Origin of the sequence: Pelosinus propionicus DSM 13327 (assembly GCF_900114615.1) — a bacterium.
Lineage (GTDB): Bacteria > Bacillota > Negativicutes > DSM-13327 > DSM-13327 > Pelosinus > Pelosinus propionicus.
In genome coordinates, this window is record NZ_FOTS01000005.1 from 48,000 (window position 1) to 62,685 (window position 14,686).

Sequence of the window (14,686 nt, forward strand, 5' to 3'; positions counted from 1 at the left end):
TTATATTTCAATAAAAAAGTATTGACTAAATATCCAATGCCTATGTATAATTATTAACATTACAATGTTACAAAAAATATCTGGGAGGAAATGAAAATGTCTAAAAAAATACTATCCTTGTTCGTTGTTGGGATATTTATCCTGTCGTTAGGTTTAGTCGGGTGTGGTAAGCAGGAGGCTAAGCCTGCTAAAGTGTTGAAAGTAGGATCGGAAGCTGCTTTTGCCCCCTTTGAGTTTCAAGATGAGAGTACAAAAGAATATGTAGGTTTTGATATTGATTTAATTAAAGCCATTGGTAAACAAATGGGTGCGGAAGTGCAGATTCAAAATATGGGATTTGATGGATTGATTCCTGGTTTAGAAGCTAACAGTATTGATTTGGCTATTTCAGGAATGACGATTACAGAAGAACGTGCCAAAAAAGTAAGCTTTTCTAAGCCTTATTATAAATCAGGTTTGACGATGGTTGTAAAAAGTGATAATACCAGTATTAAGTCTTTCAAAGATTTAGAAGGTAAAAAGATTGCTGTTCAATTAGGAACTACTGGTGCAGATGAAGCTAAAAAAGTAAAAGATGCCCAAATTCGTGAATTTAATAGCGCCCCAGAAGCTTTTTTAGAGCTCAAAGCTGGTGGTGTTGATGCCGTTGTAAATGATAAACCAGTTAATGAGTATTATATTGCTAAAACGGGCGGTAATGATGCTAAAATGGTTGGTGAACCTCTAACTGCTGAAGATTATGGTATTGCGGCTTCAGGTAAGAATAAAGAGTTAATTGCTCAAGTTGACAAAGCAATAGAAGAATTAAAAAAGAATGGCGAATATGAAAAAATTTACGTAAAATGGTTTGGTAAAAAGCCGTAATTTAAATTATCGTACAAATAGACATGGGAGCGTTTATGACTAAACGTTTCCATGTTTTTTATGTGTGTATTGCGTTATGAAAAAAGCAACATTAATCTGTCATTGCGAGCATAGCGAAGTAATCTCTTGTTTGCTAAAAGATTGCTTCACTCTGTTCGCAATAACAAAGGAGAACGTCAATAGTTTTATTACGCGAAGAGTGGACATTTAACAGCATGTTTACCTTAAAAACACAAAAAATGCTTGATGATTCAGAAAAAAGATGTAAAATAGTAGAAGGTAAAGAAAACGAGTTGTTATAGGAGGGTATTGGATTGTCTAAAAAAATGCTTGGTTTAATGGTAGTTGGAATTTTGGTATTATCCTTGGGTTTAGTGGGCTGCGGCCAAAAGCCTGCAGATACTAACAAGGCTAAAGTATTAAAAATTGGTGCAGAGATGACGTTTCCACCTTTTGAATTCCAGGAAGAAGGCAATAAAGAATATGTTGGCTTTGACATGGATTTGGCAAAAGCAGTGGCAAAACAAATGGGCTATACGACAGAAATTCAAAACATTGGTTTTGACGGATTGATTCCTGCTTTGGAAGCAGGCAATATTGATATGATTGTTTCGGGTATGAGTATTACAGAAGAGCGCAGTAAAAAAATAGCGTTTTCTAAGCCATACTATAAATCAGGATTGTCCATCGTGGTTAAAGGGGACAACAATTCGATTACTAACTTTAAAGATTTGGAAGGTAAAAGAATTGCTGTACAAATTGGTACTACAGGTGCAGAAGAAGCTAGAAAAATAAAAGATGCAAAGGTACGGGAGTACAACAGTAATTCCGAAGCATATATGGAACTGAAAGCTGGCGGCGTAGACGCTGTAGTAAATGATTTGCCGGTAAATGAATATTACTTAACAAAAAGTGGCGAGAAAAATGCTAAAATCGTCGGCGATATCATGAATGCCGAAGAATATGGCATGGCTGTAACCAAGAAAAATACGGAACTGGTAGAAAAAGTAAATAAGGCAATCGATGAATTAAAGAAAAATGGTGAATATGAAAAAATTTATGTAAAATGGTTTGGTAAAAAACCACAATTATAAAAAAATGAAGAGGCTGTCTCAATTGATATTTGAGGCAGCCTTTGCTATTTCTTTACTATACAAGAGGAAACTATATCCCAAACATAACGTTTGAATCATCTCCAGCATCTTCTTTGTTAATGCCTCCCATATTGAAGCGATAGGATAAACCCCAATAAAAGCCATCACATTTTTTATCGTTAAACTTCCCAACTCGGTAAGTAAAATTGGTTTTCAAATCATCAGTCAGCTTATAGCTTAATCCAATTTGTGATTCGCGGAAATGACTGCCGATAACTTGGGAAGCGTAGTAATCCCAGTCTTCATTCAAAATACCGGTAGTTGCTGCTCCCAAAAAAGATTTGTTATGAGAATTCATTTCTGCATTGCCTACAATAAAACGAGAGCTAGGACCAAAGTTGAATTGTGCATAGGTTTCATTAACCTTGTATCCAGCGGAACGCCAATTTGTCTTTTCGAACCCAACTGTTAGTGTATGTGTAATTTTATAATCAAAGTTGTAATTATTCCCACTATCACTACTGTTGTGGATCATGAAGTCTACGTTTAAATCTCCGGTTTCTAAATTTTTAACTGGAGCAGCCATTGCAGTGCCAAGCATTAAGTATGTACAAAAAAAAGATACGATTGCTGTTTTCGTTTTTTTCTTCAACATAAAAAATCCCTCCTAAATATTTTGATAAACTTTCAATTAAAATAATTATCGCTGTTTATTTTTGTTTTTTGCTTTGAAAATAAAAAAAGCTGCTTTAAGTCAGACTAGTTTACATCTATTGTATCTTTGTAGATTCTTTGTTTTGTTATTTAAAGGGGGATATAGTGCAGAACCTTAAGGAACCTCGTATTTCAAAGATTGTATAGCACTTTGCTGAGGATTGACAGCGTTGCTCTATGTGTTTATAATCATAGTGTTGCGTTATTATATATGCATACATATTTTTTGAATTAAGGGTGAAGACTATGAACTTTGATTTTGATTTAATTGTGCGTTCCTTTCCCCTTTTGTTAGTCGGTGCAGGGGTAACGGTGCAAATTACAGCATTTAGCGTGAGTCTGGGTTTGCTAATTGGTATGTTTGTTGGAATTGCACGTTTATCCAATACTTGGATTATTAAAGCATTAGCTGCAGTGTACGTCGATTTTATTCGCGGTACACCATTGCTCGTGCAGATTTTTCTTATTTACTTTGCACTGCCGATTATTGTAGGACAGAGGATTGATCCATTTATTGCTGCAATTACTGCTTGCAGTATTAACAGCGGCGCCTACGTTGCAGAAATTTTTCGCGGCGGAATTCAGTCCATTGACAAAGGACAGATGGAAGCAGGACGTTCTCTAGGTATGACTTGGGGACAGACTATGCGCCATATTATATTACCGCAAGCTTTTAAACGCATCATCCCGCCTTTGGGCAATGAATTTATTGCAATGATGAAAGATTCTTCTTTAGTATCGGTAATTGGTTTTGAAGAGCTTACGAGAAGAGGGCAGTTAATTATTGCTCGGACCTACGGGTCTTTTGAAATATGGTTATCTGTTGCTTTTATTTATTTGATTATGACCTTCACGATTTCACGTTTGGTAGATTACTTGGAGCGGAGGTACAAAATCGATGATCGACATTAAAAATGTGCATAAACATTTTGGTAAACTTCATGTTTTAAAAGGAATTAATGCTCATATTGCTGAAAAAGAAGTTGTCGTTATTATAGGACCGAGTGGTTCAGGTAAGAGTACCTTGCTCCGCTGCATTAACTATTTAGAAGAGCCAACAGAGGGCGAAATTGTAGTAGATGGCATTCCTCTTACAAATCAGGCCAATATTAACAAAGTGCGGGAAGAAGTAGGAATGGTTTTTCAGCGCTTTAATTTATTTCCGCACAAATCAGTATTGGAAAATATCATCTTGGCGCCAATGACTGTGCGAAAAACACCGAAGTCTGAGGCGATTAAAATAGCTCAAGATTTACTGGTTAAGGTTGGACTAGCTGATAAAGAACATGCTTATCCAGAACAGTTGTCAGGTGGACAGCAGCAGCGGGTTGCAATTGCCAGAGCTTTGGCTATGAAGCCTAAAATCATGCTATTCGATGAACCAACTTCTGCACTGGATCCGGAAATGGTTAAAGAAGTACTGGATGTTATGAAATCCTTAGCTCATGAGGGGATGACAATGGTAATTGTTACTCATGAAATGGGCTTTGCCCGCGAAGTTGGGGATCGAGTTCTTTTTATGGATGAAGGACGTCTTGTAGAAGAAGGTTCGCCAGAAGAGATTTTTACTCATGCCAAAGAGGAACGAACGAAATCATTTTTATCTAAAATATTGTAAGAAAAAGGATGATTTATATATAAATTCCAGGCTGTGTGATTTGACACACATATCCAGGAATGTTATACTTTAGTTAGTGGTCACGTGGTTGGCCTCAGTTTATTGTTTATTTTAGGAGGAGTTTCATAATGATTGGTAAAGTAAAATGGTTTAGTTCTGAAAAAGGCTATGGTTTCCTTGAAAGAGAAGATGGTGGCGATGTATTCGTACATTTCTCAGCAATTCAAGATCAAGGCTTCAAAACTTTAACTGAAGGTCAACAAGTTGAGTTTGACATTGTTGATGGCGCACGTGGACCGCAAGCAGCTAACGTTGCTAAAGCTTAATAGATTTTGAGCAAATATACCCGGCTATTATAGCCGGGTTTTTTGATTATATAAACCCTTTGCGTACTTTGCGCCTTTGTGGCTCAGTCCGTTTTATACTTAGAAGAAGCGGCAGCTCCTCTTAAGTGTTAGCATATATAATTATCGAAATAGTTTAAATTTATAAAGGACTTTAGTATCTCTATGGAGAATAATACTTATATGACACTGAAAGGAGATGGGCGATTATGGCAATCATCGTACGAGGCAAAAATATTGAAATTACGCCAGCACTAAAGGAGTATGTAGTAAAACGCACAAGTAAGATTACAAAATACTTCGATACTCTAGGAGAAATTACAGCTATTTTAGCTGTAGAAAAAGGTCGCCATATTATTGAATTGACTGTGCCGGTTAATGGTATGATTCTCAGAGGCGAGGAAGCCACTGCTGATATGTATACTTCCATTGATTTAGTTGTAGACAAAATTGAAAAACAAATTGAAAAATATAAAACTAAAATTTCCCGCCGCATGAAAGCAGGTGCTTTTAAAGGGGAATTAGTGGCAGCTACAGCTGCTCCAGAAGTCGAAGAGCTGCATGTTGTGAAGACGAAGCGATTTGCTGTTAAACCGATGGATATTGAAGAGGCTATTTTACAGATGAATCTTGTCAATCATGATTTTTATGTATTTAGCAATTCAGAAACCGAAGAGGTTAATGTAGTATACCGCCGCAAAGATGGGCGATATGGCTTGATCGAACCTGATTTTAACTAAGATAGATATTGTTTAAGGTTAGTTAAAATAAAGAAATAGTGCAGAGTTAAAGAGTAAGCACAAGGTAAACCAGATGAAATATGTTTCATCTGCGTTTACTTTGTGCTTTTTTTATATAATGCCAAGTGGTTAACACCCCCTTTTCTGCCATTATGAAGGGGGAAGGAGGAATAATACTATGGGGATATTTACGGAAAAGACAAGCACGTTATCACGGAGAAAGTTCTTTAAATTGCTTGGAGGCATAGGGATGACGGGGGCTGCTGCTTCTATATCTGGCTGTACTACTGAAGCGGTTGGAGGAAAAGGATGGATACCTGGGCAGTATCAAGTACCTGGGAATTGGCCGGTGAAGGTTAAAGGACGTATCCCGATTGATCCTCAAAACCCATCTATTGTGAGGGATGATCAAAAATGCATTTTGTGCGGTCAGTGTTTGGATGTTTGTGAGAAAGTGCAGACGGTCTACGGATATTATGATTTGCCGATAAAAAAAGATATTACCTGTGTGCACTGTGGACAGTGTGCCTTGTGGTGCCCAACGGCATCAATTAAAGAAAGGGACGATATTCAAAGTGTACTGCGAGTATTAGACGATTCTAATATGCATGTTATCATTCAAACAGCTCCTGCAACTCGTGTTTCCCTTGGGGAAGAGTTTGGCCTGCCGCCCGGCAGCATAGTAGAAGGACAGCAGGTTGCCGCTCTTAAAAAGTTAGGTTTTGATTCCGTATTTGATACAAATTTTAGCGCAGATATAACAATATTGGAAGAGGCGGCAGAGCTGTTGAATCGTTTAGAGCAAAGTAATATCTTACCGCAGTTTACCTCCTGCTGCCCAGGATGGGTAAAATTCTGCGAATACTATTATCCTGATTTACTATCCCATCTATCCTCTGTGAAGTCTCCCCAGCAAATTTTAGGGGCTTTGGCAAAGACGTATTACAGTGAAAGAGTTGGAATAGCACCTGAAAATATTGTTTCTGTGGCTGTTATGCCTTGTACTGCAAAAAAGTTTGAGTGCCAGCGACCGGAAATGAATTCTGCTGGGCGAATCATTGGAAATCCTCGAATTCGTGACGTGGATTTTATATTAACGACTAGAGAATTAGCGAGTTTAATGAAATTGCGAAAGATTGATCTCAATGGTTTGGACAATGAAGCATATGATCAGTTGATGGGAGAAAGCAGTGGGGCAGGTGTCATTTTTGGTGCTACTGGAGGAGTAATGGAAGCGGCTGTTCGTTCTCTTTATTTTTTGGTCAGCAAACAGCGTCCACCTGAGCAGCTGCTTGAGCTTAATGCTGTGCGAGGTCTTGATGGTGTCAAGGAAGCTGAGGTTATCATTCCGGGCAAAGGAAGCCTGAAAGTTGCAGTTTGTCATGGGTTAAAGAATGCCAGAATGATTTTGGAAAAGGTTCGTGCGGGCAATTCCCCTTGGAGCTTTATTGAATTTATGGGCTGCGCAGGAGGATGCATTGGCGGTGGTGGTCAGCCTCGAACGTCCTTAGCGTCTGCGGATGAAGTCAGGCGAGCGCGCATGGCTAGCCTCTACAATTTAGATGGCAGAGTATATAGAAAAAGAGCTAGCTTTGAAAATCAGAAAGTTCAAAATTTATATAAAGAATATCTTGGTCATCCGGGGAGTGAACTTGCCGAAACATTATTACATACTCATTATATCGATCGTGCTAAAGATCTAACGATCAGAAAGAAATGATTTGAGGCGTAGCTGCTTTTCAAGAGGCTGTTTTTTATGAATGGAGGAGGACGATGATGACGAAAGGCATTTTAGTGGATATCCCTAAATGCATAGGCTGTGGCAGTTGCACGGTAGCTTGCAAATTATGGAATCAGGTGGACTTTGATGATCGATATCCTTCTAGTGGGAAGGAAGCAGTCTTGAGTGATAAGAATTGGACGATTATCGTATCTTGTGAAGTGATAGATAAGGAGAGTCGTCCTGCTTGGCGTTTTATAAAGCAGCAATGCTTGCACTGTCAGCAGCCTGCCTGTGTTTCTGCGTGTTTTTCTAAGGCACTGCAGAAAAATAGTGATGGGGCAGTTGTATATTATCCTCATTTATGTGTGGGCTGTCGTTACTGTATGGTGGCTTGCCCTTTTGATATTCCTCGATATGAATGGGATAAGACATTTCCATTAGTAACCAAGTGTCAAATGTGCTCAATACGGATTAGCCAAGGAGAAGCTCCAGTGTGTGTGATGGTTTGCCCAACAGGTGCCATAGAATTTGATGAACGCGATTCTTTGTTAAAGAAGGCACAAGCTAAAATGAATAAGGATTCAAATTATATAAGAGGTATCTACGGAGAAAAAGAAGTTGGTGGAACAGGATGGCTGTATATCTCTGATATTGCTTTTGATCAGTTGGGATTTAAAACAAATCTGGGAAGTGATTCGTTGCCTATTTATAGTCATAATTATCTAAAGTATATACCAGGCATAGCTGTCATTTGGGGGATGGTGCTAACAGTCCTGTATTATTACAGTAAACGAAAAAAAGAGCTGTTAACTAAAAATCAGGAATTAGAAGATAGTAGTGATAATAAACAGGAAAAGGAAGTTATTCGGGAAAAATCATTTGAAACGTCAAAGGATAAGCATAACTAACGTTGCTCTTGTTACGAACCTACGCTTATCCTTTGTTTATAGTTAGTGGTTTTCTAAGAAAATTGCATGATGATTAGGAGGAAGAACAATGAAAAATGACTTTTTACCTTGGCGGTTTACGATTACCAAGCCTCGTATGATGTTGCTGTTTTTGGCGGCTGTAAGTACAGCGATTATTGTTTTCCGCTTAATTACAGGGTTTGGTCTGGTAACCAATTTGAATGACAATCATCCATGGGGTTTTTGGATTGCTTTTGACGTTCTTGCAGGTGTAGCTTTGGCTGGAGGCGGATATTCTACGGCATTAATTGTTCATATTCTGCATCAAGAGCAATACATATCTGTGGCAAGAAGCGCACTTTTAACATCTTTATTTGGATATATCTTAGTAATGGCTGGTTTGTTTTTAGACATTGGCCAATGGTTTAATTTCTGGCGGCCTTTTGTATCTTGGGGGCATTCTTCAGTACTTTTCGAAGTATTTTGGTGTCTTTCCATTTATACGACGATTCAAATTCTAGAATTCGGCGAAATTGTTACGGAGCGAGTTGGTGTAAAGTTTCATGCATGGATGAAAAAACTAATGCCTATCCTATTGATTGTGGGAGTGATTTTTCCCACGTTGCATCAAAGTTCTCTTGGAGGGCTATTTCTAATTGCTGTATATAAGTTATATCCTTTATGGTGGTCAAGCTTTATCCCTATTTTCTTCCTATTATCTTCATTTTTTGTTGGTCCGGCGATGATTTGTGTAGAATCCATTATAGCCGGCAGAGCCTTTAACCACGATATTTCAACATCTGTACTGCATGGCTTAGCCAAAATTAGCAGCTGCGCAATGATTCTTTATTTCGTATTGAAAATATATGATCTTTCTGAAAGGGGAATCTTAAGATTGATGTTTACTGGCAATATAGAAGGTAATATATTTTTAATTGAAATGATAGCTGGTATTATTCTTCCGGTTGGCATTGTTTTTAGTAAATGGGGTATTACTAAAAAAGGTTTATTATCATATGGGCTGTTGGTTAGCGGCGGCGTAATTCTTAACCGTTTAAGCATTGTATTTATTGGCTTGTCCAAGCCAGGACAAGGTAGTTATCTTCCTACTGTATGGGAAGTATTAACTAGTCTTGGTTTGGTGGCTATTGGCTGTTTGGCCTACTGTTTTATTGTAGAAAACTTTCGTATCTTTGCGGATAAAGATAATAAGAAAATATACTTAAAGAATTCAGCATAGAATGCTAACATGCTTTTTTGATTTACTGATTAGGATAAGAGTTCCAGGCGACGATTTGTTACAAGTTCGCTAAGGGTTGCGGTATCCAATTCTCTGGCCTTACGTGCGAATTCTTCGCGGGTAAAGATTTTTTTGTCAATAAGTAAATCAATTAATACTGTGATTGCTAAGGTATTCTTATAATCCGTATCTTTTAAGTCTGCAATTTGTCCAATTACGTTGATCGAGTTTAGTTGCAAGGTAATTCCTCCTTAAAATAAAAAACGATTCTATAGTCTCAGGTATTCCCATTTTATGAGTAATTTATACTTAAAAAATGATTCTCTGCGCCCCTGATGGTTCCTTTTTTATTACTTTTTCCATATAAAGATGATTGCTTGCTGTGAGGCAAGTCTTTCTTTATTTACTTTGACTTATGTATTATCTTTTGATAAAATTTAGAATTAGGCATATACTGTAAACTAACAGAAGTTTTTTACGTATGCGCTAACTTTTAAGGAGTTGATACCAGGTGTTTAAGTTTCTAAGAAATCTCTTTGGTGATGATAATGAAAAAGAAATAAAACGAATGATGAAATATGTGGAAGAAGTGAATACATTTGAGTCTGCCATGCATAAATTAAGCGACATTTCACTGTCTGCTAAGACTGGTGAGTTTAAACGTCGTTTAGAAAACGGCGAGACTTTGGATGACATTTTGCCAGAGGCATTTGCTGTTGTGAGGGAAGCTTCTCGCCGTGTGCTGGGCATGAGACATTTTGACGTTCAGCTGTTAGGCGGTATTACGCTGCATGAAGGTAATATTGCTGAGATGCGTACAGGGGAAGGTAAAACTCTTGTAGGTACGCTGGCTACATATCTCAATGCTTTGACAGGTAAAGGTGTCCATGTCGTTACCGTTAATGATTATCTGGCGAAACGTGATAGTGAATGGATGGGCAAGGTTTACCGCTTTTTAGGTCTAACAGTTGGATTGATTGTACACGGTCTGGATTTTGTTGATCGTAAACAGGCGTATCATGCTGATATTACCTATGGTACGAATAATGAATTTGGTTTTGACTATCTGCGGGATAATATGGTTATTTATGCAGAACAAATGGTACAACGTCCACTAAACTATGCCATTGTGGATGAAGTGGATAGTATTTTAATTGATGAAGCGCGTACGCCTCTCATCATTTCTGGACCAGGGGAAAAATCAACGGAGCTATACCATGTCTTAGCAAGAATTACACCGAAGTTAAAAGAAGGCGAAGATTATACGGTGGATGAAAAGACTCGCACCGTAGCACCAACGGAAAGTGGTATTGCAAAAGCAGAAAAACTCCTTGGAATCACCAATTTATATGACCATGCGAATATTGAAATGTCTCATCATTTTAATCAGGCATTAAAAGCTAAGGGATTAATGAAGCGAGATCGGGATTACGTGGTAAAAGACGGAGAAGTCGTCATTGTAGATGAATTTACAGGACGTTTAATGTTTGGTCGCCGTTATTCTGATGGTCTGCATCAGTCTATTGAGGCAAAAGAAGGGGTAAAAGTAGAACGAGAAAGTCAAACGTTAGCTTCGATTACCTTCCAAAATTATTTCCGTATGTATAACAAATTGTCTGGCATGACAGGTACTGCGAAAACAGAAGAGGCAGAATTCCGAAAGATTTATAAGCTTGACGTTATCACCATACCGACCAATAAGGAAGTAAGCCGTACAGATCTGCCAGATGTGATTTATAAAACGACTAAAGCAAAATATAGAGCTGTAGTCAATTCCATTGTAGAGCGCCATGCGAAAGGACAGCCGGTATTGGTAGGCACGACCTCCATTGTGCAGTCAGAGCATTTGAGCGATATGTTAAAAAAGAAAGACGTGCCTCATAATGTGTTAAATGCCAAATATCATGAAATGGAAGCCCAGATTATTGCTCAAGCCGGGCAGCCGGGAGCCGTGACTATTGCTACGAATATGGCAGGTCGTGGTACAGATATCGTGTTAGGCGAAGGCGTGGCTGAGTTAGGAGGACTTCATATTATTGGTACCGAGCGGCATGAAAGCCGTCGTATCGATAACCAGCTGCGTGGTCGTGCTGGCCGTCAGGGAGATCCTGGGTCTTCCCACTTCTACCTATCATTGGAAGATGATTTAATGCGTTTATTTGGTTCCGATAATATTGCAGCGATTATGGATAAATTGGGAATGGAAGAAGATGAGCCCATTGAGCATAGCTTAATTACTCGTTCCATTGAACAGGCCCAGAAGAAAGTCGAAGGCCGTAATTTTGACATGCGTAAACATGTATTAGAATATGATGATGTAATGAACCAGCAGCGGGAAGTCATTTATGGACAGCGTCGGCAAATTTTAACGGGCGAAGATATGAAAGAAAATATCTTCCATATGATTGAAAAACTGATTAATCGCGGTATGGAATTGTTTGCTGACGAAAAATTGTATCCCGAAGATTGGAATACACAAGGTCTGGTTGAATACTGCGAAGATATTTTTGCTCCAGAAGGTCAGTTAAAAGCAGAGGAGCTTGGTAATCTAAGCCGCACTGAACTGCAGGAAGAATTGCTCAAAGTAGCAACCGATTCCTATAATGCTCGTGAAGCTTTATTTGGTTCTGTCAATATGCGGGAAATGGAAAAGGTTGTTATGCTGAAAGTGGTTGATTCCAAGTGGATGGAACATTTGGATGCCATGGATATGCTGCGAGAAGGGATTAGTCTTAGATCTTATGGTCAGCGCGATCCGCTGATTGAATATAAGATTGAGGCTTATGACATGTTCCAGCAGCTGATTGATATTATTCAGGAAGATATTGTGAAATATATCTATCGAGTCAATATTGTTGCTCCTCCTGAAGATCGCTTGCAGCAGGCTCATGCTAGTCATGCTAGTCATGATGATGAAGAAGAGGCTAAAGAACCTAAAGCGCAGCAGCCGATTGTCAATGCAGAACAAATTGGCCGTAATGACTTATGCCCATGCGGTTCAGGCCAAAAATACAAAAAATGTTGCGGTGTTAATAAGTAGGTAGAAGAGGGCGCGAGACTAGGAAACGGAACCGCAGAGAACACAGAGAACACAGAGAAAGAAACCTGAGGATGTAAATATTCCTCTGCGTCCTCTGTGCCTCTGTGGTTAAAAATCGTTCCTTTTTTTGCAGACTTCATGTTTTAAAATACTTTTATTTTATTGGAGTTGATACAGTTGTTGTTAGAAGATTTGCGTGTACAGATTGCTGCTTTTGAACAAAAATTAGTTGAAGTGAGGGCTTCTCTTTGACGTTGCCGGCAAAGAAGAGCGTATTTCCTTATTAGAAGATACAATGGGGGGGCCAGGTTTTTGGGATGATCCTGACAAAGCACAAAAGGTTGCTCAGGAACTCAATGCATTGAAAGATGGTGTGGCTCAGTTTGAGCAGTTATCCACGACCTATGAGGATCTAAGTTTATTATGGCAAATGGGTATGGAAGAAAAAGATGAAAGCATCTACCCGGAAGTTCTGGAAGCCGTTGATAAAATGACTAAGGATATTGAAAGGTTGGAAGTAGCTTTAATGCTTTCAGGAGAACATGACGGCAGCAATGCCATACTAACACTCCATGCCGGTGCTGGCGGTACAGAGGCTCAGGATTGGGCCCAAATGCTGCTGCGAATGTATGTCCGTTGGGCAGAGAAAAATGGCTATAAAGTAGAGACGATGGATTTCTTAGCAGGTGACGAAGCTGGAGTGAAAAGTGCTACTATTTTAGTCTCTGGCTTAAATGCTTACGGGTATTTAAAATCAGAAAAAGGAGTACATCGTCTAGTACGTATTTCTCCATTTGATGCCAGCGGCCGTCGTCATACTTCTTTTGCTGCTGTAGATGTTATGCCTGAAATTGATGATAATGTAGACATTGATATTAATATGGCTGATGTACGTGTAGACACCTATCGTGCTAGCGGGGCGGGTGGTCAGCACATTAACAAAACAGATTCTGCCGTACGTATGACACATGTTCCAACGGGTGTTGTAGTGCAGTGTCAGACCCAGCGTTCTCAGATCAAAAATCGTGAACAATGTATGAAAATGCTGCGGGCTAAATTATATGAATTAGAACGTCAGAAACAGGAAAATATAAAAAATGAGCTTGGTGGCGATTATCAGGCCATTGAGTGGGGCAGCCAGATTCGTTCTTATGTTTTTCATCCTTACAATATGGTAAAAGATCATCGTACAAACGCGGAAACTGGCAATGTTCACGCCGCCATGGATGGTGATCTTGGCATTTTCATTGAGGCGTATTTAAAACAAGGGAAGAAGTAAGCTGATATCTTTATGTTTCTGTGATTTAAAAATAAGGAGGCGTATCCTGTGACAAAGGGTTTGCGTCTTGTAATTGTGGTATTGTTGTTAGCAGTTGCTAGTGAGGTGTTTCTGCCAATGATACTATCAGATATTGTAGCCAAAGGAATGAGGGGACTGGTAGGTAGTGAGCAAGTGACAGCTGCGTTGACTAAACGTCCAGCTCTCTTCATGCTGGGTGGTAAATTTGATAATATTACCGTTAAAGCTCAGCAGGCTAAAGCGGATAAGCTAGTATTTGATGATATGAGCATTGTATTAAAAGATGCCCAGTTGGATATGGGAGCACTCGTTACTCGTCGTTTGGTTGCTTTTCAGTCCATTGGTGATGTAGAGATTCGGGGTACAGTAACTCAAGATGAATTGGCTAGGTATTTAAATCAAACCGTTAAAGGGGTTAAGAATGCCGTAGTTGATATTCAATCCGATAAAATAAAAGCCAGCAGCAGCTTTGCTTTAGGAGGCTTTGCCAATGTGGCTGTTAGTTTAGAAGGCAAGATTGTAGGTGACGGACAAAAGATCAAGTTTGTTACGGACCGATTTCTGCTGAATAATCGAATGACTGGTAATTTGGGAGGATCTCTTTTAACAGAGATTCCTTTGGTCGATCTGAATAAGCTGCCTTTTCATGTAAATGTTCGTGACATTGTAATGGAAAACGGGAAAGTGATTTTATATCTAGATAATCGTTCACACTAGTGTATTAGCTGCACTAAAACCATTACATCATTTAGTACATTTCTTATTCTTACGACATGCAAGCGAAGGAATGAGGCATTAGGGTGGAGGCTGTACGAGCCCTTGATAGGGCAATTTTTTTTGCAATTACAAATGCTGTACAATGCATCCCGTCCCTTTTATCCGATTAAAATAATATTGATCTGTCATTTCGAGCATAGCGAAGCAATCTTCTGTCTGCTAAGAGATTGCTTCACTATGTTTGCAATGATGAAAAAGCACATTTGTATTTTTTCTTATGGCGCACAGTTTTTTATAAAAATTATCCTTAAAAAGCAGGATATTGGAGTGTTCTGCCAGAATATGATGAAGTTGCATAAAGTATTGCAACTAGGGGTTACAATA

Annotated in this window: 14 protein-coding genes; 12 read left to right on the forward strand and 2 right to left on the reverse strand. The window is 38.8% G+C overall.

Annotated features, from left to right (window positions below; genetic code table 11):
• Positions 1 to 96: 96 nt before the first annotated feature.
• Together BMZ99_RS03700 and BMZ99_RS03705 are read left to right on the forward strand one after the other, a co-directional pair.
• A complete protein-coding gene (locus BMZ99_RS03700; RefSeq protein ID WP_090933066.1) occupies positions 97 to 864 on the forward strand; it encodes a basic amino acid ABC transporter substrate-binding protein in 768 nt (255 codons plus the stop codon).
• Between the two features lie 314 nt (positions 865 to 1,178).
• Positions 1,179 to 1,958 (forward strand): basic amino acid ABC transporter substrate-binding protein, encoded by a 780-nt coding sequence (locus BMZ99_RS03705; protein ID WP_090933069.1) that lies wholly within the window; start codon positions 1,179 to 1,181, stop codon positions 1,956 to 1,958.
• A gap of 70 nt (positions 1,959 to 2,028) precedes the next feature.
• Here BMZ99_RS03705 and BMZ99_RS03710 read toward each other — a convergent pair whose 3' ends face one another.
• Positions 2,029 to 2,613, reverse strand: a complete 585-nt coding sequence (locus tag BMZ99_RS03710; protein ID WP_090933071.1) for a hypothetical protein — start codon at positions 2,611 to 2,613, stop codon at positions 2,029 to 2,031.
• A gap of 305 nt (positions 2,614 to 2,918) precedes the next feature.
• Between BMZ99_RS03710 and BMZ99_RS03715 the strand changes: the two genes are divergently transcribed.
• The 7 genes from BMZ99_RS03715 to nrfD all read left to right on the forward strand — a co-directional run bounded on the left by BMZ99_RS03715 (position 2,919) and on the right by nrfD (position 9,245).
• Complete coding sequence (locus BMZ99_RS03715; protein WP_090933073.1) at positions 2,919 to 3,584, forward strand: amino acid ABC transporter permease; 666 nt, start codon at positions 2,919 to 2,921, stop codon at positions 3,582 to 3,584.
• Positions 3,571 to 4,290, forward strand: a complete 720-nt coding sequence (locus BMZ99_RS03720) for an amino acid ABC transporter ATP-binding protein (protein WP_090933075.1) — start codon at positions 3,571 to 3,573, stop codon at positions 4,288 to 4,290. Before BMZ99_RS03715 ends, BMZ99_RS03720 begins: the two co-directional genes overlap by 14 nt.
• Before the next feature lie 128 nt (positions 4,291 to 4,418).
• Complete coding sequence (locus BMZ99_RS03725) at positions 4,419 to 4,616, forward strand: cold shock domain-containing protein (RefSeq protein WP_007930253.1); 198 nt, start codon at positions 4,419 to 4,421, stop codon at positions 4,614 to 4,616.
• Positions 4,617 to 4,843: 227 nt separating this feature from the next.
• Positions 4,844 to 5,374 (forward strand): ribosome hibernation-promoting factor, HPF/YfiA family, encoded by a 531-nt coding sequence (gene hpf, locus BMZ99_RS03730; RefSeq protein ID WP_090933077.1) that lies wholly within the window; start codon positions 4,844 to 4,846, stop codon positions 5,372 to 5,374.
• Positions 5,375 to 5,552: 178 nt separating this feature from the next.
• Complete coding sequence (locus BMZ99_RS03735; protein WP_090933079.1) at positions 5,553 to 7,094, forward strand: [FeFe] hydrogenase, group A; 1,542 nt, start codon at positions 5,553 to 5,555, stop codon at positions 7,092 to 7,094.
• A gap of 53 nt (positions 7,095 to 7,147) precedes the next feature.
• On the forward strand, positions 7,148 to 8,005 hold the full coding sequence (locus BMZ99_RS03740; RefSeq protein ID WP_245754802.1) for a 4Fe-4S dicluster domain-containing protein: 858 nt from the start codon (positions 7,148 to 7,150) through the stop codon (positions 8,003 to 8,005).
• An 88-nt stretch (positions 8,006 to 8,093) separates the two neighbouring features.
• Positions 8,094 to 9,245: an NrfD/PsrC family molybdoenzyme membrane anchor subunit gene (gene nrfD / locus BMZ99_RS03745; RefSeq protein WP_090933083.1), complete on the forward strand. Its 1,152-nt coding sequence runs from the start codon at positions 8,094 to 8,096 to the stop codon at positions 9,243 to 9,245.
• Positions 9,246 to 9,274: 29 nt separating this feature from the next.
• Here the strand turns inward: nrfD and BMZ99_RS03750 are convergent, their stop codons facing one another.
• Positions 9,275 to 9,484, reverse strand: a complete 210-nt coding sequence (locus BMZ99_RS03750) for a hypothetical protein (protein WP_090933085.1) — start codon at positions 9,482 to 9,484, stop codon at positions 9,275 to 9,277.
• A gap of 272 nt (positions 9,485 to 9,756) precedes the next feature.
• Between BMZ99_RS03750 and secA the strand changes: the two genes are divergently transcribed.
• The 3 genes from secA to BMZ99_RS03765 all read left to right on the forward strand — a co-directional run bounded on the left by secA (position 9,757) and on the right by BMZ99_RS03765 (position 14,302).
• Entirely contained in the window at positions 9,757 to 12,285 is a 2,529-nt protein-coding gene (gene secA, locus BMZ99_RS03755; RefSeq protein WP_090933087.1) for a preprotein translocase subunit SecA, read from the forward strand.
• 177 nt (positions 12,286 to 12,462) lie between these two features.
• A protein-coding gene (gene prfB / locus BMZ99_RS03760; RefSeq protein WP_407670174.1) for a peptide chain release factor 2 occupies positions 12,463 to 13,564 on the forward strand; the annotation gives its coding sequence in 2 pieces (ribosomal slippage) (positions 12,463 to 12,534 and positions 12,536 to 13,564; 1,101 coding nt in all).
• A gap of 48 nt (positions 13,565 to 13,612) precedes the next feature.
• On the forward strand, positions 13,613 to 14,302 hold the full coding sequence (locus tag BMZ99_RS03765) for an LmeA family phospholipid-binding protein (RefSeq protein ID WP_090933091.1): 690 nt from the start codon (positions 13,613 to 13,615) through the stop codon (positions 14,300 to 14,302).
• Positions 14,303 to 14,686: the final 384 nt, after the last annotated feature.